This is a genomic window from Variovorax sp. P2_H12, from assembly GCF_056403395.1.
This window is the reverse complement of sequence record NZ_JBFUFO010000010.1, coordinates 59,854-79,921: the sequence shown is the minus strand read 5'-3', so window position 1 is coordinate 79,921 and position 20,068 is coordinate 59,854. Positions and strand designations below refer to the sequence as shown.

General features: G+C 67.8%; 12 protein-coding genes. 9 read left to right on the top strand and 3 right to left on the bottom strand.

Annotated elements, in window-relative coordinates:
* Positions 1–52 precede the first annotated feature (52 nt).
* The 5 genes from AC1DYK_RS09195 to AC1DYK_RS09175 all read left to right on the top strand — a co-directional run bounded on the left by AC1DYK_RS09195 (position 53) and on the right by AC1DYK_RS09175 (position 13,514).
* Positions 53–6,070 carry an Ig-like domain-containing protein gene (locus AC1DYK_RS09195; protein WP_478165995.1) on the top strand — a complete coding sequence of 2,006 codons (6,018 nt, stop codon included), beginning with the start codon at positions 53–55 and terminating at the stop codon, positions 6,068–6,070.
* Positions 6,067–7,458 (top strand): efflux RND transporter periplasmic adaptor subunit, encoded by a 1,392-nt coding sequence (locus tag AC1DYK_RS09190; protein WP_478165994.1) that lies wholly within the window; start codon positions 6,067–6,069, stop codon positions 7,456–7,458. Before AC1DYK_RS09195 ends, AC1DYK_RS09190 begins: the two co-directional genes overlap by 4 nt.
* Before the next feature lie 6 nt (positions 7,459–7,464).
* Positions 7,465–9,567 carry a site-2 protease family protein gene (locus AC1DYK_RS09185; RefSeq protein WP_478165993.1) on the top strand — a complete coding sequence of 701 codons (2,103 nt, stop codon included), beginning with the start codon at positions 7,465–7,467 and terminating at the stop codon, positions 9,565–9,567.
* A gap of 115 nt (positions 9,568–9,682) precedes the next feature.
* Complete coding sequence (locus tag AC1DYK_RS09180; protein ID WP_478165992.1) at positions 9,683–12,262, top strand: ATP-binding protein; 2,580 nt, start codon at positions 9,683–9,685, stop codon at positions 12,260–12,262.
* Between the two features lie 232 nt (positions 12,263–12,494).
* The gene (locus AC1DYK_RS09175; RefSeq protein WP_478165991.1) at positions 12,495–13,514 is read left to right on the top strand and encodes a helix-turn-helix domain-containing protein; all 1,020 of its coding nucleotides are present in this window, start codon (positions 12,495–12,497) and stop codon (positions 13,512–13,514) included.
* Between the two features lie 125 nt (positions 13,515–13,639).
* On the opposite strand, the gene AC1DYK_RS09170 is transcribed toward AC1DYK_RS09175, so the two are convergent.
* From AC1DYK_RS09170 to AC1DYK_RS09160, 3 genes are all read right to left on the bottom strand, one after another.
* Positions 13,640–14,461, bottom strand: a complete 822-nt coding sequence (locus tag AC1DYK_RS09170; RefSeq protein ID WP_478165990.1) for an ABC transporter permease — start codon at positions 14,459–14,461, stop codon at positions 13,640–13,642.
* Position 14,462: 1 nt separating this feature from the next.
* Positions 14,463–15,311, bottom strand: a complete 849-nt coding sequence (locus tag AC1DYK_RS09165) for an ABC transporter permease (protein WP_478165989.1) — start codon at positions 15,309–15,311, stop codon at positions 14,463–14,465.
* 94 nt (positions 15,312–15,405) lie between these two features.
* Complete coding sequence (locus tag AC1DYK_RS09160; protein WP_478165988.1) at positions 15,406–16,434, bottom strand: ABC transporter substrate-binding protein; 1,029 nt, start codon at positions 16,432–16,434, stop codon at positions 15,406–15,408.
* Positions 16,435–16,748: 314 nt separating this feature from the next.
* Here AC1DYK_RS09160 and AC1DYK_RS09155 point away from each other — a divergent pair, with 314 nt between their 5' ends.
* The 4 genes from AC1DYK_RS09155 (at position 16,749) to argE (ending at position 20,065) form a co-directional block, all read left to right on the top strand.
* Complete coding sequence (locus tag AC1DYK_RS09155) at positions 16,749–17,162, top strand: RidA family protein (protein ID WP_477650555.1); 414 nt, start codon at positions 16,749–16,751, stop codon at positions 17,160–17,162.
* Positions 17,163–17,168: 6 nt separating this feature from the next.
* The gene (locus tag AC1DYK_RS09150) at positions 17,169–17,840 is read left to right on the top strand and encodes a DUF1028 domain-containing protein (RefSeq protein ID WP_478165987.1); all 672 of its coding nucleotides are present in this window, start codon (positions 17,169–17,171) and stop codon (positions 17,838–17,840) included.
* 65 nt (positions 17,841–17,905) lie between these two features.
* A complete protein-coding gene (locus AC1DYK_RS09145; RefSeq protein WP_478165986.1) occupies positions 17,906–18,865 on the top strand; it encodes a LysR substrate-binding domain-containing protein in 960 nt (319 codons plus the stop codon).
* Between the two features lie 42 nt (positions 18,866–18,907).
* Positions 18,908–20,065: an acetylornithine deacetylase gene (argE, locus tag AC1DYK_RS09140; protein ID WP_478165985.1), complete on the top strand. Its 1,158-nt coding sequence runs from the start codon at positions 18,908–18,910 to the stop codon at positions 20,063–20,065.
* Positions 20,066–20,068: the final 3 nt, after the last annotated feature.

The window sequence follows — 20,068 nt, the reverse complement described above, 5'->3', positions numbered from 1 at the left end:
CTCACCACCTCTCAGGTCGGTTGCACCAGCCGCCTCACCCCGGAAGCCCGCCATGAACCCGTCGATCTCCCCTCTGCGTCTGCCCGCCGGTGCCCTCGGCAGCCGCCGTGCGCTGCGCCCGGCGTCGCAACTGCTCGCGCTGGAACAGCGCTTCATGTTCGACGGCGCCGTGGCCGACGCCGCCCATGCCGCCCAGGACAGCGCAGCGCCGCCCGTGCCGCCGGCGGTACAGGTGCGCGCCGCCGAACCGGCCAGGGATGACGGCAGGAAGGAGGTGGTGGTGGTCGACACCTCGCTGGCCAACTACAAGAGCCTGGAAGCGGGCGTGCGCGACGGCGTCGGCATCGTCGAATTCGACGGCAGCCGCGACGGCCTGGCGCAGATCGCGCGATGGGCCGCCACCCAGAGCGGGCTGGACGCGATCCACATCCTGTCGCACGGCTCGGAGGGCATGGTCAATCTCGGCAGCAAGGCGCTGACCGAGTCGTCGCTGGCCTCGGCCGCAACGCAGGCCGAACTGGCCGAGCTGGGCCGCGCGCTGAGCGCCGACGGCGACCTGCTGCTGTATGGCTGCGACATCGCCGCCGGCAGCGGCGCCCGATTGCTGGACGGCATCGCCCAGGCCACCGGCGCCGACGTCGCCGCCTCGACCGACCTGACCGGCGCGGCCCGCCTCGGCGGCGACTGGACGCTGGAGGCGCACAGCGGGACCGTCGAGGCCCGCGAACTGGCGCTGACGCAGTACGACGGGGCGCTGACGGTGGTGCCCTTCGTCTTCGGTGTCGACGGCTCCGACTTCCCCCAGGTAACCAGCATCGTCAAAAGCGTATCGGGCAAGACCATCACGTTCGCCGGCCCGGAGATGTACATCTACCAATACGGCCAGCCGGACGACGGCCTCTACCCGTATGCCGCCGACGGCAGTAGTGGCGTGCGCCTCACCGTCGCAATTCAGGCCGGCTACAGCTTCGACATCAGCTCGTTCGGGGCCCAGGCCTATGCCGGCTCGCTCACGTTCACGGTCACCTGGGCCGACGGCACCGTCTCCAGCTTCAACCAGAGCGGTATCAACGCCGGCGGCGTGTTGAGCACGGTCTCCGGTTTCAACAGCCCGCTCAACGACATGCGCAGCGTCACGATCACCTCGGTCGACTATGCGACCTTCCAGAATTTCAACATCACCGACGTCAAGCTGCTGCCGCCGGTCACCACGGTCACGACCGCCGGCCTGTCGGCCGACACCGGCACCAGCAGCTTCGACTTCATCACCCGCACCGCGGCGCAGACCATCACCGGCTCGCTGTCCGCCAACCTGGCCGTCGGCGAGCGGGTCGAAGTGTCCTACGACAACGGCGTCACGTGGAGCGATGCCACCACCTACGCCGTGGGCTCCAGCGCATGGAGCACCAGCACCACGCTGGCCGGCAGCAACATGTTCGTGGCGCGCGTGAGCAACGCCGACACCTCCAGCACCGCCTACACCCACGCCTACACGCTGGACACGGTGGCGCCGACCACCAGCTTCAGCAACATGGCGCTGTCGGCCGACACCGGGTCCAGCAGCAGCGACTTCATCACCAAGACCGCGTCCCAGACCCTCACCGCGACGCTCAGCGGCGCGCCGGCCGCCGGCGACATCGTCTACGGCTCGGTCAACGGCGGCGCCACCTGGACCGACATCACCAGCAAGGTCTCGGGCACTACGCTGAGTTGGAACGGCGCCACGCTGAGCGCCGGCAGCAGTTCCCTCATGTTCAAGGTCAGCGACGCCGCCGGCAACGACAGCGCCCTCAGCTTCCAGAACTACACGCTCGACACCACCGCGCCCACCACCAGCGTGGCCACCGCCACGTTCTCCAACGACAGCGGCACCTCGTCGACCGACTTCATCACCAACGCCGCGTCGCAGACCGTCAGCGGCACCCTGTCGGCCAACCTGGCCGCCGGCGAGCGCGTCTACGTCTCGCTCAACAACGGCGCCACCTGGGCCGTCGCCAGCGCCACCGTCGGCCAGAACACCTGGTCGCTGGGCGGCGTCACGCTGACGGCCAGCAGCACGCTCAGGGTCAAGGTCAGCGACACCGCCGGCAACGACGGCGCCGTGCGGTCGCAGGCCTATGTCTACGACAGCACGGCGCCGACCACCACCTTCGGCGGCCTGGCGCTGTCGGCCGACACCGGCGCCAGCGGCACCGACTTCATCACCAAGACCGCCAGCCAGACCCTCAGTGCGACGCTGAGCGGCGCACTGGCCGGTGGCGACATCCTGTACGGCTCGCTCGACAATGGTTCCACCTGGACCGACATCACCAGCAAGGTCAGCGGCACCGCGCTGAGCTGGAACGGCGTCACGCTGGCCGGCAGCGACACGCTGCAGCTGAAGGTGATCGACGCCGCCGGCAACCAGGGCAGCGTGCGCAGCCAGGCCTATGTGCTCGACACCGGCAGCCCGGCCACGCCCGGCACGCCGGTGCTGGCCACCGCCAGCGACACCGGCCCGTCCAGCGCCGACGGCCTCACCGCCGACGCCACGCCGACCCTGAGCGGCACGGCCGAGAACGGCAGCACCGTCTCGCTGTACGACGGCGCCACGCTGATCGGCACCGTCATCGCCGGCGCCGGCGGCTGGACCTACACCACCGGCGCGCTGAGCGAGGGCAGCCATACCTTCACCGCGGTGTCGACGGACACCGCCGGCAACGTCTCGGCCGCCTCCGCCGGGCTGACCCTCACCGTCGACACCACCGCGCCCACTGTCGCCTCGGTCGACGTACCGGCCAACGGCACCTACTACAGCGGCGGCGTGCTGGACTTCACGGTCCGCTTCGACGAAGCCGTCACGGTCGACGCCTCGGGCGGCACGCCGCGCATCGCCATCGTGGTCGGCGCCACCACCCGCTACGCCGACTACGTGTCCGGTTCGGGCACCAGCGCGCTGGTGTTCCGCTACACCGTGCAAAACGGCGACATGGACGCCAACGGCATCACGGTCGGCGCGCTGTCGCCCAACGGCGGCAGCCTGAAGGACGGCGCCGGCAACGACGCCACGACCACCCTCAACAGCGTCGGCGGCACGGCCGGCGTCAATGTCGACGGCTCGCAGCCGAGCATCACCGGCGTCAGCGCCAGCACCGCCGACGGCGCCTATGGCAGTGGCCAGACCCTCACCATCACCGTCACTTTCTCCAGCGCGGTCACGGTCGACACCAGCGGCGGCACGCCGACGCTGGCGCTCGCCGGCGGCGGCAGCGCCACCTACACCGGCGGCTCGGGCAGCGGCACGCTGACCTTCAGCTACACCGTCGGCGCCGGCCAGAACAGCGCCGACCTCGACTACAGCTCGACCGGCGCGCTGGCGCTCAACGGCGCCACCATCATCGACGCCGGCGGCGCCCACCAGGCCGCCTCGGTCACGCTGGCCACGCCGGGCACTGCCGGTTCTCTCGGCGCCAGCAAGGACATCGTCATCGACACCACGGCGCCGACCAACACCGTGGCCGGCGCCGCCTTCTCGGCCGACACCGGCAGGTCCGGCAGCGACTTCATCACGAACACCGCGGCGCAGACCGTGAGCGGCACGCTGGCGTCCAACCTGGCGGCCGGCGAGAGCGTCTACGTCTCGCTCGACAACGGCAGCACCTGGACCCTCGCCGCCGCCTCGGCCGGCGCCAACACCTGGTCGCTGGCCGGCCAGACGCTGACCGGCAGCGGCACGCTCAAGGTCCGCGTCGGCGATGCCGCCGGCAACCACGGCGCCGCCTACGCGCAAGCCTATGTGCTCGACACCACCGCGCCCGCGATCGGCTTCGGCAACGTGGCGCTGTCGGCCGACACCGGCGCCAGCAGCACCGACCTTGTCACCAATACCGCGGCCCAGACCCTCACCGCCACGCTCAGCGCGGCGCCGGCGGCCGGCGACATCGTCTACGGCTCGCTCGACAATGGCGCCACCTGGACCGACATCACCGGCAAGCTCAGCGGCACCACGCTGAGCTGGACCGGCGTCACGCTGGCGGCCAGCAACACGCTGATGCTCCGCGTCACCGACGCGGCCGGCAACAACGGCGCCGCCACCAGCCGGGCCTACACCCTCGATACCACGGCGCCCACCACCGCCGTCGCCAGCGTGGCCTTTTCCAACGACAGCGGCGCCTCGGCGAGCGACTTCATCACCCATGTCGCGGCGCAGACCCTCAGCGGCACGCTGTCGGCCAACCTGGCCGCCGGTGAAACGGTCTACGTCTCGCTCGACAACGGCAGCACCTGGACCGCAGCCACCACCACGGTCGGCGCCAATACCTGGACGCTGGCCGGCCAGACGCTGAGCGCCAGCAGCACGCTGCGGGTCAAGGTCAGCGATGCGGCAGGCAACGATGGCGCCGTCCTGTCGCAGGCCTACGTGCTCGACACGACGGGGCCCGCGATCGGCTTCGGCAACGTGACGCTGTCGGCCGACACCGGCACCAGCAACAGCGACTTCATCACCCGGACGGCCGCCCAGACTCTCACGGCGACCCTCAGCGCCGCGCCGGCCGCCGGCGACGTCGTCTACGGCTCGCTCGACGGCGGCAACACCTGGACCGACATCACCAGCAAGGTCTCGGGCACCACGCTGACATGGAACGGTGTCACGCTGGCCGGCAGCAACACGCTGATGCTCCGGGTCAGCGACGACCTGGGCAACCACGGCGCCGCCTATTCGCGTGCCTACGTGGTCGACGCCACCGCGCCCACGACCAGCTTCGGCAACCTGGCGCTGTCGGCCGACACAGGCGCCAGCAACAGCGACTTCATCACCCACACCGCCGCCCAGACCCTCGGCGCCACGCTCGGCGCGCCGCTGGCGGCCGGCGACATCGTCTATGGCTCGCTGGACAACGGGGCCACCTGGGCCGACATCACCCGCATGGTCAACGGCACCACGTTGAGCTGGAGTGGCGTCACGCTCGTCGGCAGCAACACGCTGATGCTCAAGGTCGTCGACGCCGCCGGCAACGAGGGCACCGCCACCAGCAGGGTCTACACGCTCGACACGGCGCCCCCCACCACGACGGTGACCTCGGCCGCGCGGGCCGACAACGACAGCGTCAGCGGCCTCCTGTCGGCGCCGCTGGCCGCCGGCGAATCGGTCGCGGCGTCGCTCGACGGCGGCGTCACCTGGGTGCTCGCCACGATCGGCGCCGACGGCAGCAGCTGGTCGCTTGCCAACGCAGGCGCCGGCCCATTGAAGGTGCAGGTGCGCGATGCCGCGGGCAACGCCAGCGCGACCCTGACCGTCGAGGCCAGTGCGCCGCCAGCGCCGCCAGCGCCGCCGCCGCAAATTCCGCCAGCGCCGCAGGCCGAGCTCCAGATCACGCCGGCGATTCCCATTCCGCAAGACGACAGACCCCAGGTGCAGTCGACGTCGCCCGAAGCATCCGACGGTGGCACGGCGGCGCCGTGGCCGGGCTTCTGGGTGAGCAGCCTCGACGGCGGCTTGTCCGCACTCGATTCGGCTTCCCTCTCCGCTTGGGGCCCGGGACCGAGCTTCGCGCCCAGGCTGGCACAGCCGGCGGTCGACGGCGGCTTCCAGTTCCTGGTCCGGCCCGACTTGCTGGGCCGTGGCGATGCACTGATTGCCAACCACCCGATCGCCGACCTCGACGTGCGCAGTGGCGGCCGGATCTCGCTGCAGTTGCCGGCCGACACCTTCGCCCATGCCGGCGAGAGCGCGGCGATCCAGCTGAGCGCGGTGTCGGTGGACGGCACGCCATTGCCGGGCTGGCTCAAGTTCGATGCCCGCACGGCGCGCTTCGAAGGCACGCCGCCACTCGGCTTCGAAGGCACGCTCACATTCAAGGTGGTGGCGCGCGATGCCCAGGGGCGCGAGGCGGTGCAGGTCTTCAAGATCACCATCACCAGGGAGGGCCCGGGCGCCAAGGTCGCGCATGCCGAATGGCGGCCCGAACTCGCAGAACAACCGGCCGGCCGTGCGAGCCTGAGCGATCAACTGCGTGCCGCGCGCGGTGGCGCCGCCGAGCGCCTGGCGGCGCTGTCGCGGAGTGCGGCGGCGGCGAGATGGCGGGCATGATCCACGGCGCACCAGCCCATCCGCTACTCAAACTGCTCGAACTGGCCCAGCGCGCCCGCGCTGCGGGCAGCGGCAACGAACTCGCCTTTCTGGCGGTCAACGACAGCCGCGTGCTGGCGCCGTATCGCCAGGCCGCGCTGTGGTTCGGCGCCGACGGCGTGCACACGCTCTCCGGCGTGGTGGCGGTCGAAGCCAATGCGCCGTATGCACAGTGGCTCGACCGGTTGTGCCGCGCGCTGGCCGCGCACCACGAAGCCGGCGGCGCGCTCGCGGTCGAACCCGCGCAACTGCCGGTAGCCGTCACTGCTGAATGGGACGAGTGGCTGCCTGCCTTCGCCACATGGGTGCCGCTGCGGAGCTTGCACCACCCCGTCGAGGGGCAAGCCGACGGTGCAGCCGACCCGGCCGGCCTGCTGCTGGCCGGCGATGCACCCTTGGCGCCCGAGCAATTGGCGCTGCTCGATGAATGGATGGACATCTGGCAGCACGCCTGGCGCGCCATGCACCGACGCTCGCGCTGGTCCGTGGCCGCGCTGCCGGCGCGGCTGCGCGGCTGGTGGAGCGGCGGACCGCAAGGCCAGCGCTGGCGCCGCCGTCTCGCCGTGGGCCTGGCGCTTCTGGCCGTGCTGCTGTGCCCGGTGCGCCTGACGGTGCTGGCACCGGGCGAACTGGTGCCGGCCAATCCGGCCACCATCCGCGCCCCGCTGGACGGCGTGATTGCCGATTTCGCGGTCCGCCCCAACCAGGTGGTGGCGGCCGGCGAGGCGCTGTTCTCCTTCGACCAGGCGCCGATCGGCAGCCGCCTGACCGTGGCGCGTGAAGCGCTGGGCACCGCGCAAGCGGAATACCGGCAAGCGGCGCAGATGGTGCTGAACGATCCGCGCGCCAATGCGCAACTGGCCACGCTGCTCGGCAAGATCGCGGAGAAGCAGGCCCAGGCCGGTTTCCTCGAGGGCCAGGCCCAGCGCTCGCGCGTGCTGGCGCCGCAGGCGGGCATCGTGCTGTTCGACGACCCGTCGGAGTGGATCGGCCGCCCGGTGCAGACGGGCGAGCGCATCATGCAGGTGGCGTCGGCCAGCGATGTCGAAATCGAAGCCTGGGTGCCGATCGGCGACGCCATCCCCGTGGCCGACCAGGCGCCGCTGAACCTGTACCTGGCGGCATCGCCGCTGTCGCCGGTGTCGGGCACGCTGCGCTACATGAGCCACCGCGCCACGCCTCGCCCGGATGGCAGCTACGCCTACCGCGTGCGCGCCAGGCTCGATGCCCCCACCGACCAGCGCATCGGTCTCAAGGGCACGGCCAAGCTGGCCGGGGCGCGCGTGCCGCTGATCTACTGGATATTGCGGCGTCCGCTCGCCAGCATTCGCCAGTTCCTTGCCGTCTGAGGCCGGATGCAGGCGGCCCTACCCACCCTGCGCCAGGAGCTCGCCATCGGCGCCGGTCCGCGGCTGGCCGACGGCCAGCCCAGCTGGACGCTGCACGACCCGGTGCGCAACCTGTTCTTCCAGCTGGATTGGCCCAGCTTCGAAATGCTCAGCCGCTGGGACTTGCGCGATCCGCAGGCGGTGCTCGCCGAGATCAACCGCGACACCGCATTGCAGGTCGATCGCGAAGCGCTCGATCGCCTGACGGCCTTCCTGCGCGAACAGCAATTGCTCCAGCCGGCGAGCGGTTCGGCCGCCGCGCTGGCCGCCCAGCGCGACAAGCAGCGCGGCAATTGGCAGCAATGGCTGCTGCACAACTACCTGTTCTTTCGGATCCCGCTGCTGCGGCCCGACCGCTGGCTGAGCTGGCTGCAACCGCGGCTGGCGTTCCTGTTCGGTCCCACGTTCCGGCTCCTGACCATCGTCGCCGGCGTGCTCGGACTGGCCGGCGTCTACCGCGATTGGGACCGCTTCTCCGCCACGCTGATGGACACGCTGAGCTGGAACGGCGCGCTCCTGTACGGCGCCGCCATCGTGTTCGCCAAGACCTGCCATGAAATGGGCCACGCGCTCACCGCCAAGCGCTACGGCTGCCGGGTGCCGACCATGGGGCTGGCGTTCCTGGTGCTGTGGCCGGTGGCCTATACCGACACCAACGAAGTGTGGAAGCTGGCGCGCCGCGGGCAGCGGCTGGCGGTCGCCAGTGCCGGCATCGTCACCGAACTGGGCATCGCCATCTGGGCGACGCTGGCCTGGACCTGGCTGCCGGAAGGCGGACCCAAGCAGGTCGCCTTCCTGCTTTCGACCACCACCTGGATCACCACGCTGGCCATCAACGCCAGCCCCTTCATGCGCTTCGACGGCTACTACATGCTGTCGGACTGCCTGGGCTTGCCCAACCTGCACAGCCGCGCCTTCGCACTGGCCCGCTGGGACTTGCGCGAACGCCTGTTCGCGCTTGGCGAGCCGGCGCCGGAAGCCTTCCCGCGCGGCCGCCAGACCGGCCTGATCCTGTTCGCCTGGGCGGTCTGGATCTATCGGCTGGTGCTGTTCCTCGGCATCGCGGCGCTGGTCTATCACTTCTTCATCAAGGCGGTCGGCATCGTCCTGTTCGTCGTCGAGATGGGATGGTTCGTCGCGCTGCCCGTGTGGCGCGAACTGCAGGCGTGGCGCACACGCTGGCCCGCACTGCGCCGCAGCCGCCGCGCCCGCCGCAGCGCCTTGCTGGCGGCGCTGCTGGTGTTCATCTTTTTCTTGCCGTGGCCGGATCGCGTCCACACCTCCGGCCTGTTGCAGCCGCAGACCCGGCTGGCCCTCTACGCCCCGGCGCACGCCGTGCTGGACGCACTGCCCGTGGCCAACGGACAGGCGGTGCCGCCGGGCCAGCCACTGCTGCGCCTGTCTTCCGCGGAGTTGGACCTGCGCGCCCGCGAGGCCGGTACACGCCAGGACCTGCTGGCCTGGCAATCGGCGGCTTCCGGCCTCGATGCGGCCGGTCGCAAGGATTGGCTGGTCCTCAACGACCAATTGGCTTTCGCCAATGCCGAGCAGGCGGCCGTCGGCACCGACCTGCAACGGTATCGCCCGGTCGCCCCCTTTGCCGGCGTGATGGTCGATGTCGATCCCGACCTGCGTCCCGGCGAATGGCTCAAGAGCCAGGAATACCTGGGCTCGCTGGTGGCGACCGACCGATGGCAGGTCGTGAGCTATGTGGACGAGGAGGCGGTGCGCCGCATCGCCCGTGGCGACCGCGCGCTGTTCATCGCCGACGGCCTCGCCGGACCGGCGCTGCGGCTGACCGTGGCCAGCATCGACCGCGACGCCAGCCGCACGCTGGGCGAGCCGGAGTTGGCATCGCTGTTCGGTGGCGACGTGCTGGTGCGCGAGAAGAACGGCACGCTGTATCCGGAACACGCCGTGTACCGCGTGGTGCTGGACGCCGGCCAGGCCCTGCCTGCCAACACCCCGGCGTGGCGCGGCCGCGTCGCGATCGCCGGGCAGTGGGAGGTGCCGGCGATGCGCTTCCTGCGCAACGCGGCTTCGGTGGCTTGGCGCGAGGCTGGGTTCTAGCGGGCTGCTGAAGGATCAGGCGCGTCTCCTGCGGACCCCTCGGTTCTGGCATGCTACGCCCGTCGCAGACATCGCCATGGAGGACAATTCGGCTCGTCCTGGCCGCGAAGCGCGCATGATTCTCCACTTCTCCAATCACGTCCTGGACCTTCGCGAGCGGCGATTGATGCGCGACGGCATCGAGCTGCCGCTGCGCGCGCGCTCGTTCGACCTCCTGATCGCGCTCGCCAAGCGGGCCGGCCGACTGGTCACGAAGGACGAGTTGCTGGAGCTGGTCTGGCGCGGCGTGGTGGTCGAGGAGAACAACATCGCGGCGCAGATCGTGGTTCTGCGCAAGGCGCTCGGCGCCGAGTTGATCGCCACGGTGGCGGGCCGCGGCTATCGTTTCACCGCCGAAGTGCGGCAGGAGTCGTCGCCGGGCGCGCGCGTGGCGCCGCTCGAGACGGCCGCGCCGCCAAGCCTGCCGGCCCATGCCGTGATCGAGCCGGCGACGGGATCGCGGCACGGCAACCTGCCTGCACGGTTGCCGCCGCTGTATGGCCGCGAAGCCGACCTCGCACGCCTGGGCGCGCTGCTGGACGAGCATTCCATCGTGTCGCTGGTGGCCACCGGCGGCGTGGGCAAGACGCACCTCGCGCGGACCTTGGCCGGCAGTCTGCGCCCGTCGTTCGCCGACGGCGTGTGGTGTGTCGAGCTGGCCTCGCACAGCGACGGCGACTTCATCGGCCACGAGGTGGCGCATGTGCTCGGCTTTCAAGTCCCGTTCGGACGCGCGGCCGTCGATGTCGTGGTCGACGTGCTGCGCACGCAGCGATCCCTGCTGCTGCTCGACAATTGCGAGCACCTGCTGCCTGCGGTGGCCGGGCTGGTGAAGGCGATCCATGAGGCCGCCCCACAGGTGCGCATTCTGGTGACCAGCCAGCAGCCGCTGGGTCTGCGCGGCGAGTATGTCTACCGCCTCGGCACGCTGGCGTTGCCGCAGGCGCCCGGGCTCGGAGCCGCTCGCGACAGCGGCGCCGTGCAACTGCTGGTGCATCGCATCCAGACCGTGGTCGACGGGTTCTCGTTGAGCGCCGCCAATGCGATGCGGCTGGCGGCGGTGTGCCGGCACCTGGACGGCATTCCGCTGGCACTCGAATTTGCGGCCGCCCGGGTGCCCGTGCTGGGGCTCGATGGGCTGCTGGCGCGGCTGGATGCGCGCTTCAAGGTGCTGACCGCCAGCTCGCCGCACGGGTTGCATCGCCACCAGACCCTGCTCGCAGCACTCGAATTCAGCCATGGATTGCTTCGGCCCGACGAGCAGGCCGTGTTCCGCCGCATCGGCGTCTTCCAGGGCAGCTTTTCCGCCGACGCTGCACAGGAGGTGGCATCCGACGAGTCCATCGACCCGTGGGCGGTGCTCGATCACCTTGGCGCGTTGATCGACAAGTCGCTTCTGCTCGCCGACGGGGGTGATCGGTCCCGGCTGCGGCTGCTGGAAACGACGCGAGCCTACGCATTGAATCGCCTGGCCGAGGCCGGCGAGACGGCCGACTGGCAACAGCGGCATGCGCGCACCACCGCCGCCTTGATCGCTCGCTCCGCGGACGACTATTGGCTGCTCTCGGACGACGAATTGCGCGAACGCTACGGCCCCGAGCACGCCAACATGCGTGCGGCGATGGAATGGGCGCTTGCGCATGACGGCGAACTGGCGATCGAGATCGCCGGCAATGCCTGTGCCCTGTGGCGCGAGGCTTGGTCGTTGCAGCCGGAAGGCGCGCGCTACTGCGAGGCAGCGCTCAAGCACGTCGGCGATCGAACCCCGGCGCAGGCTGCCGGCCGATTGCACTTCGCGCTGGGCTGGATGTTGATCTGGTCGCACCAGCAGCGCGGTCGGGCGGCGGCGTTGCGCGCCGCGCAGCTGCTGCGCCAGACCGACGACCGGGCCACGCTGGGCATGACGCTGCTGCTGCTCATCCCTGGCACCACGCCGCCGGACGCGCATCAGGAGGCTGTGCTTCGGGAGCTGCACCTCCTGTACGACAAAGACGCGCCGCCGCGTGTCCAGGCGGCCTGCGTCAGTGCCTTCGCGCGATTCGCAATGGGCAGTCGGCAGTGGGAAGAGGCCAGTCGTCTTTACTCCGAAGCTCGCGCGCTGCTGGTCCGCAGCGGTTCGGTGCAATGGGAAGGCGTGCTGTCCTGGACCATGGCCGGTATCGCGCTGACGCGCGGCATTCACGACTTCGCCGCCGACACGCTGCGCGATGCCGCGCTGCGATTGGAGGCAGCGCCGACGCACGGCATCTTCCTGGCGTTCTGCCTCGGCACCTTGGCGACCGCCCACCTGCTGCGGGGCGATGTGCCGGCCGCGCGGGCCGCACTGGCGCGCGCGGCGCCGCTGATCGCGCACTTCGATCTTGGCAGCCGCTACGCCGGCACGGCGGCCTGGCTGGCCATCGAGGAAGGCCGATGGCAGGCCGCCGCGCGCCTGCTGGGGTACTACAGTCGCGCGGCCGAGGCCTCTGGCGTCGACGCGGAGGAGCCGGCGGAAGTGAGGGCGCGCGAGCGCGTTGCCTCCGCGTTGGCGGGGTGCGCCGACGCCCCGTCGATCGCGGCCTGGACGCTCGAAGGGCGGACGCTTTCAACCATGGCCGCGTACGAGCTGGCGATGGCACACGATTCACCTGCCGCCCTGCGACAACTGCCCAACTGATCGGCCCCAGTCCGGTCCGCGCGTCGAGTGCCCACGCGAGCACGTCGCGCGCTTGAACCTGGCGGCGCCCCCTCGATGCGCATGAAATCTTCATGAAATCGGCGCCTGTTGCCGCTGCGCCGCGTTTCATCCCGGCTTCATGACAGGCTGGGCAGCAGCAGCGACAGTTCAGGCTCTTTACCGGAGCTCGGCCCATGATCCTTGTCAGCAGCGCGAAGGGGCTGCAGCGGCGATGGCTGTCTTGACCGCGAACGAAGGCATCGGTGCGAGGGATGCTTCGCTTGCAGCCGCGCGGCGCCTGTTCACGGCCGATGGCCCGGCGGACGCAGTCAGCGTCAGCGACTTGTCGACCCGCATCCTGGCGTCGATGAACCAGGAAATCGTGTCGGACCCGGCGGAGGGCGGCCGCGGCATCCTTTTTTGCGAGGACGCCAAGGGATGGGTCGGGCACTGCGAGGTGCCGGCTTCCGAGATGCGCTCGACCGTGCCGCTGGCGAGCGCGCCGCGCGAGGCCGACGTCTGCATCTGGCTGATCGAACGCGGCCATCTCACCATCGAGCAGAACAACGGCATCCACGCCAGCTTCGGGCCGGGCGCCCTGTTGCTGTGCGATGTCGCGAAGCCGTTGCGGGGGCGCTGGGATCGCTCACGATTCGCCTTTGTCCGGCTCTCCCGGCCGCGACTCATGCGGGTGCTGGGAGCCGCGCCCGGCCCGCGAGGGCGCTCGGTCGAGACGCTCGAACGCATGGCGCTGGCACCGTTCCTCGGCTCTCAGCTCGCCATGCTGGCGAACCATGGCGCCGCACTGCCCGCGGCGGAGCTCGACACCGTGCTCGGCGGCATCTTCCAGACCACCGAAGCCTTGCTCAAGGCGGCGCTCGCGCCGGGGTTCGACCACAGGAGCGCCGGACCGGTGGCCGAGCGCTTGCAGGCGGTGCACCGGTACATCCAGCGCAACCTGCATCGGCAGGACCTCGACGTTGCCGATATCGCGCGTGGCACCAGCATCTCGCGCGCACAGCTCTATCGGTTATTCGCATCGCAGGACAAGAGCGTGCATGGCACGCTGCGCGAGGAACGCCTCGTGAAGAGCCTGGGCTACCTCCAGCAGGCGGAAAGCGGCCAGCTCAGCATTGGCGCCATCGCCTATGCCTGCGGGTTCTCGGACCAGGCCGTGTTCAGCAAGCTCTTTCGCCAGCGCTTCGCGAGGACGCCGCGCGAGGCGCGGGCGTCGGTGCGCGTGCAGGGGTAGTTGGCAAGGCCTTGCGCAAGGTTGTGCGCAAGACCCTGAAGGTCAAACCCAAAGGACGATAGCGAGAGACCTCGTATTGAACGGCCGAGTCGGCTACGTCAGTCCGATAGTTCACGCGCACCGCACTAATGGCTGTCCTCGATGTTGAGGATCTTCCCCAAGCCCAGAAAATAGTTGGCAAACGCAAGCAGAGCTGCCGTCACCGCGATGTAGACAGCGGAGAGCGCCGCCAGGGTCGGGTCGGCAAACTCCCGAACGTAGTTGTACATGGCCACCGGCAGCGTCTGCGTGTCCTGTGTCGTCACGAAAAGCGATGCCGTGAATTCGCTGAACGACATGATGGCGGCGAACAGCCATCCGCCGAAGAGTCCCGGAGCCAGAAGCGGAACCGTGACCGTAAAGAGCACTTTCACCGGCGACGCGCCCAGACTGGCCGCCGCCTGTTCAAGCCGTTCGTCCAGGTTCTCCATGGAAACATAGACGCTCCTGAGCACAAAAGGCAGCACCAGCATGACGTGGCACAGGATGACGATGCCGTATCCACGTTGCACCGAGGTCTGCGACACCAGGATGAGCAGGCCCAGCCCCAACGTGAAATGCGGCACCACCAGCGGCGAATGCAGGATTGCGAGGAGGAGCTGCTTGCCACTGAATTCCAACCGCTTCACGGCGATGGAAAGACAGGTCCCGATCACCAAAGCCAGGAAAGAAGACCATCCGGTGACGACCATGCTTGAGCGAAATCCTTCCTGGAAATCCGGATAGCTGAACACCCGCGCAAACCACTTGAGCGAATACGCTTCAGGCGGAAAAGCAAGGATCGCTTTTTCGTTGAATGCGGCGATCGTCACCACCACCACCGGCAACAAGACGAATGCAAGCAGGATGGCGATCAGCAGCGGCCCGGCCACACGCAGCGGCAGAGGCAGGGAACTTCGGATCTTCATTTCAGTGTCCTCCAACGGCCTTCAGGCGCTTCGTCAAGAGTCCCAAGGCAAAGAGCGCCGCGGTCGTCATCAGCAGCCCCATCACACTCAGGCTGGCTGCCAGCGGAAAATTCATGGAGGAAAATCCGAGTTGGTAGACCAGGGTCGAAACCGTGGGAACGCGGCCTCCGCCGATCATCTGAGGCGTCGCAAAAGCACTGAAAGTCCAGGCAAAGGCGGTCGTGATGCTGGCCAGAATGCCCGGCATTGAAAGAGGCAGCGTGACCGTGACGAAAGTCTTGACGGGGCCCGCGCCCAGGCTTTGCGCGGCCTTCTCGTAGTCGCGGTTGATGTGCGAGATCGCCGTAGCGAGCATCAGGACCACCACGGGAATCGTCACGTGCACCAGCGCGACGAGCACGCCCAAGTGGGTGAACATGAGTTCGAATGGCCATTCGATCAGGCCGAGCTTTCGCAAGGTGCCGTTGATGAAGCCGTTGCTGCCCAGGACGGCGATCCACGAGTAGGTCCGGACGATTTCACCCAGAAACAGCGGCGTGATCGAAACGATCAGGATGAAGGATTTGAGAGCCCGGTTCTTCACACGAACCAGGGCGTAGGCCAGGGGATAGGCGGCGACAAGCGAGAAAACCGTCGTCTCCACGCTCAGCAACAAGGTATTGGCGAACGCATCGAGATAAATCGATTTGCCCATGCCGGAGAAGTTGGCGAAGGTCAGCCCGCCGACATCCAGTGAGCCAGGGACAAACGCCCGGAGGCTGAACTGGAACACCGCGGCCAGGGACACGGTGATCCCCACCGCAACTATCACGGCTGGGGATACCAACCAGGCCCGTAGATCGGAGCGCATTCCTAAACCTTATTCCAGAGACTTGATCGGCCAGGGAGGATTCCTGCGGCCCAACGGCGCAAGAGCCCTCCCCCTTGATGAACTCCCAACGGGGTCAGTTCATGATGTTTTCGGTGAACCACTTGCGCCACTCTGCAGTCTTCTCGGCGCGCAGCTTGTTGTCGATGACGATGGTCTGGCTGTCCCACTGTGCCTTGGTGGTGAACACGCCAGGCAGCTTGGCGTCTTCGGCCGAAACCGTCGCGTTGTCGACGACCGGGCTGGCCTTCTTCGAAGCCACGATCTTCGACTGCACTTCGGGCGACAGCGCAATGTTCAGGAACTTGTGGGCCAGGTCAGTCTTGGTACTGCCCTTCATGATGGCCATGGTGTCAACGCCAAGCACCGCGCCTTCCTTGGGCATGACCACCTTGATCGGCACGCCCTGGCTGGCCATGTGGTATGCGTTCATCGAGAGAATGACCTCTACGGGCGTTTCCCCGGTGGCGATCAGTTGCTGCGCATTGGCGTCGTTGGTATAGAAGGCCTTGAAGTTGGGCTTGAGCGCCTTGAGTTTGTCCTGACCCTTTTCCCAGGACTTGGTATCCCCGCCCGACAGCATGGCGGAAACCGCAATCAAATGGCTCGGGTCGAAGTCAGGGGCGCTGATCTTGCCTTTCAGGGCCGGATTCCACAGGTCATTCCAGCTTTCGAATTTGACGCTGGGCGGCAGCAGGTCGGCGCGATAGCCGATGGAATACACATAAGCCCAGCTGCCGATGTGGTACGGGCTGATCTTGGCGCGGTCGACCAGGCGGTTGGCGTTCGGGATCTTGCTGTTGTCGAGCTGCTCGAACAGGTCGCTGTTGACGTAGAGCCAGCCGACATGCGAGGTCGTGAACGTGATGTCGCTTTCGGGCTTGGAGGCGAGCTTGGCCTTGTTCAAGCGGTCGATGGTGCCGCCGGTCACGTACTTCACCGGCACGCCGGTTTGTTTGGTGAACTCCTTGCCGATGTTCTCGTCGATGAGGTCGCGAAAACTGCCGCCCCATGTGCTCACGACCAGGGCGTTGTCCTGCGAATAGGCCGATGTGGCGGCCAGCGTGGCGGAAAGCATGCACAGTGTCAAAAGCTTGCGAATCATTGAAAACCCTCAAATTGAAAAGTTGAACGTTGGTCGGAGCTGCCATCCGTCGGTGAGTCGCCTGGAGATGCAAGCATTGCGCCAGCACCCTGTCCACTCACTTCAGCGACCGGATGATGTGGAACTCGCGACCTGCGGCCAAGTCGCCTTTTACTTAGAGGTGCCTCAACTTTCCCGATGGGCGGGCGTCGGCGGCCAAGGCTCGGAAATTCCTAAACGGTCGCCCGGAAAAAACAAATGGCACCGATGGCCGGCGCCGATGACCATTGCCATTCCCGGCCTCGCCGACATTCCCGTCATCCGCCGCCAGCAACATGAAACACACCCGCATTCGCCCTTTCAATACCAAGGTCACGTACCCGGAACAGAAGCTCGACAACGACCTGTGCCAGGCCGTCGTCGCCCGAGGCAGCACCGTCTTCCTGCGCGGGCAGATCGGACAGAACCTCGAAACGTCCGAGAGCGTCTGCATCGGCGATGTCAGCGGTCAGGCGGAGCAGGCCATGGCGAACATCGCGATGCTGCTCAAGGAGGCCGGCGGCGAACTCCAGGACATCTGCAAGATCACGATCTACATCGTCGATCCGCGTTACCGCGAGGCCGTATATCTCGTCGTGGGCCGCTGGCTGAAGGGGGTTTTCCCGGTATCGACAGGCATCGTGGTGTCTGCCCTGGCCCGTCCGGAATGGCTGGTGGAAATCGATGCCACCGCCATGATCCCCGACTGAGCCCCCATGACGTTCTCCATCATCGCGCGCTGCCCCGCCACCGGGCAGTTCGGTGCCGCCGTGGCCTCGTCCTCCCCCGCGGTCGCCGCGCGCTGCATCCGCGGCCGCACGCACGTGGGCGCCGCCGCCAGCCAGAACATCACCGATCCGGATCTGGGCCCGCTCGCCCTGGACCTGCTCGCCAGCGGACTGACGCCGGCGCAAGCGCTGGCCGAGTTGCAAAAGCGTCCCTTCATCGACTACCGACAGGTGATGGCTATCGATGCGTCGAACCCGCCGGTGGTTTTCACCGGGGCCAAGGCGCTCGGCACTCTGGCCAGCGTGGTCGGCACGCATGCTGCCTGCGCCGGCAACATGCTGCTCACACGCGAGGTGCCCCAGGCGATGCTCTCGGCATTCGAGAGCGCCGAAGGCCCGCTGGCCGAACGCCTGATGCAGGCCATGCTCGCCGGCCAGGCGGCCGGTGGCGAGGAAGGCCCTGTGCATTCGGCTGGCCTGCTGGTCTACGCGGACCAGAATTGGCCCATCGTGGATCTGCGGCTGGATTGGGTGGAGCTCCACCCGGTGCAGGCCCTCTACGCCACCTGGAAGGTCTACGAACCGCAACTGCAGGCCTACATCACGCGGGCGCTCGATCCGCGCGCCGCCCCCAGCTTCGGGGTGCCTGGAGACCTCTGAAGGGCCGCCGGTACACTGGACCGTTTGCGCCCCGCGCCGATCCACGGCTTCTTCTCTACCTCGACATGCTCAATCGCGTTTCCTTGCGTCAGATGGAGTATTTCGTCGCCACCGCGAAATACGGCAGCATCGCCGCTGCGTCGACACAGATCCATATCTCCTCGCCCTCGATCTCCGCGGCCATTGCGCATCTCGAGTCCGAACTGAACGTGCAGTTGTTCGTCCGCCATCCTTCCAAGGGACTGGGGCTGACCACCATCGGCACCCTGGTGCTGCGACAGTGCGAAGATGTGCTCGACCAGTCCTCCCGCCTGTATGAAATCGCCTCGGATTCGAGCGATGTCATGCAGGGTGCCTTGCGGGTGGGTAGCTTCCAGTCGCTCACCGCCATGATCGCGCCGGAGGTCATCTTCGGATTTTCCCGAGCGTTCGAGAAGGTCGGAGTGGAGATGGTCGAAGGCGACCAGGTGGTCTTGATGAACAAGCTCCGTGCGCTCGAGATCGACCTGGCGATCACCTACGACCTGCACCTGGGTGACGACATCGAGTTCGAAACCCTGGCGACGCTGCCGCCATATGTGCTGGTGAGCGAGCTGCATCCGTTGGCGCAGGAGAAGGCCGTCACGTTCGAGGAGCTGGCAGCCCAGCCCTACGTGCTGCTGGATCTGCCAATGAGCCGGGAGTATTTCACCTCGCTTTTCGCCAGGGCCGGCGTCACGCCGAACATCGTGGCGCGCTCGCGGTCCGAGGAAGTGGTGCGGTCCATGGTGGCCAACGGCATCGGGTATGCGCTGTTCAACGTGCGGCCCAAATCGAACCAGGCGCTCGACGGCAAACGCATGGTGCGTGTGCGTCTGGCCGGCACCCATCGCCCGATGCAGCTTGGCCTGGCAACGTACAAGCCGATGAAGCAGTCGCGATTGACCCGCGTCTTCATGGAGCGCTGCCGCGCCTATATCTCCGACCAGTACATCCCCGGCATGAGCGCTGCGAGTTTCTTCGACCCCCACATCACGGCCCCCTGAAGCGCCCAACGCATCGCCATGGATCAAGCAAGTTCTGCAAGCATGTCCAGCATCTCGCTGCTGGAAACCCTGATTGCCTTCCCCTCGGTTTCCCTGAAGCCGAACATCGGTCTCATCCACAAGGTGCAGGAGATCCTGACGGAAGCCGGCATCGAATCGACTCTTGCGCCGGACCCACAGGACGCCAGCAGGACCAACCTGTTCGCCACGGTGGGTCCGCAAGGCGTTCCAGGTGTCCTGCTCTCCGGGCACACCGACGTGGTGCCCGTGGACGGCCAGCCCTGGACCTCGCCGCCCTTCGAAGCCACGCACAAGGACGGCCGCATCTACGGACGCGGCTCGGCCGACATGAAGGGCTTCGTCGCCTGCGCAATCACCGCCATGGTGGCTGCGGCCCGGCGACCGCTGAAGCGGCCCCTGCAACTGGCCCTGTCCTTCGACGAAGAGATCGGCTGCGTCGGCGTGCGCCACCTGCTGCGCCGACTCGAGAACAACCTCCCCGCCCCGTACCTTTGCATCGTCGGCGAGCCCACCCTGATGCGTATTGGAACCGGCCACAAAGGCAAGTCCGCCTATCGGGCGGTCTGCTGCGGCCAGGCCGGCCATTCCGGCTTGGCGCCCAATTTCATCAACGCAGTCCACATGGCGAGCGACCTCGTCGCGTCGATACGCGACGTGCAGCGTGAACTGTCTGAATCCGGCCCTCGCGAGCATGGCTACGGCGTGCCCTACTCCACGGTCCACGTCGGCGTGATCCACGGCGGCCGGGCCCTGAACATCGTGCCCAGCGAATGCGAGCTCAGCTTCGAGATTCGCCATGTCTCGCAAGACCAGCCCGAGGAGATCCTGGCCCGCGTGCTCCAACGCCTGGTCGACCGCGTGGCGGCCGATGCGGTGCATCCCGAGGCCCCCTTGCCGAACATCCAGCTGACCAACAGCTATCCCAGCCTGAGCACGCCCGAGGATTCACGGGCCGTCGGCTTGCTCAGCGCCTTGCTGCCCCCCGGCACGCCCTGCACCAAAGTCGACTACGGAACCGAGGGCGGCTTGTTCAAGCAAAGCTGGCGCGAAACCCCGGTTCTGATCTGCGGCCCCGGCAGCATCGAGGTGGCGCACAAGGCCGACGAATACGTGGAACTGTCGCAGATCGAAGCCTGCGACCGGATGCTGGCCGGCCTCGTCGACTTCCTCTGCCAGTAAGCC

Coding starts and splice junctions, on each gene's coding strand:
- AC1DYK_RS09185 (WP_478165993.1), top strand. CDS start 7,465: ATGCAGGCGGCCCTACCCACCCTGCGCCAGGAGCTCGCCATCGGCGCC.
- argE (WP_478165985.1), top strand. CDS start 18,908: ATGTCCAGCATCTCGCTGCTGGAAACCCTGATTGCCTTCCCCTCGGTT.
- AC1DYK_RS09190 (WP_478165994.1), top strand. CDS start 6,067: ATGATCCACGGCGCACCAGCCCATCCGCTACTCAAACTGCTCGAACTG.
- AC1DYK_RS09165 (WP_478165989.1), bottom strand. CDS start 15,311: ATGCGCTCCGATCTACGGGCCTGGTTGGTATCCCCAGCCGTGATAGTT.
- AC1DYK_RS09155 (WP_477650555.1), top strand. CDS start 16,749: ATGAAACACACCCGCATTCGCCCTTTCAATACCAAGGTCACGTACCCG.
- AC1DYK_RS09195 (WP_478165995.1), top strand. CDS start 53: ATGAACCCGTCGATCTCCCCTCTGCGTCTGCCCGCCGGTGCCCTCGGC.
- AC1DYK_RS09175 (WP_478165991.1), top strand. CDS start 12,495: ATGGCTGTCTTGACCGCGAACGAAGGCATCGGTGCGAGGGATGCTTCG.
- AC1DYK_RS09150 (WP_478165987.1), top strand. CDS start 17,169: ATGACGTTCTCCATCATCGCGCGCTGCCCCGCCACCGGGCAGTTCGGT.
- AC1DYK_RS09145 (WP_478165986.1), top strand. CDS start 17,906: ATGCTCAATCGCGTTTCCTTGCGTCAGATGGAGTATTTCGTCGCCACC.
- AC1DYK_RS09170 (WP_478165990.1), bottom strand. CDS start 14,461: ATGAAGATCCGAAGTTCCCTGCCTCTGCCGCTGCGTGTGGCCGGGCCG.
- AC1DYK_RS09160 (WP_478165988.1), bottom strand. CDS start 16,434: ATGATTCGCAAGCTTTTGACACTGTGCATGCTTTCCGCCACGCTGGCC.
- AC1DYK_RS09180 (WP_478165992.1), top strand. CDS start 9,683: ATGATTCTCCACTTCTCCAATCACGTCCTGGACCTTCGCGAGCGGCGA.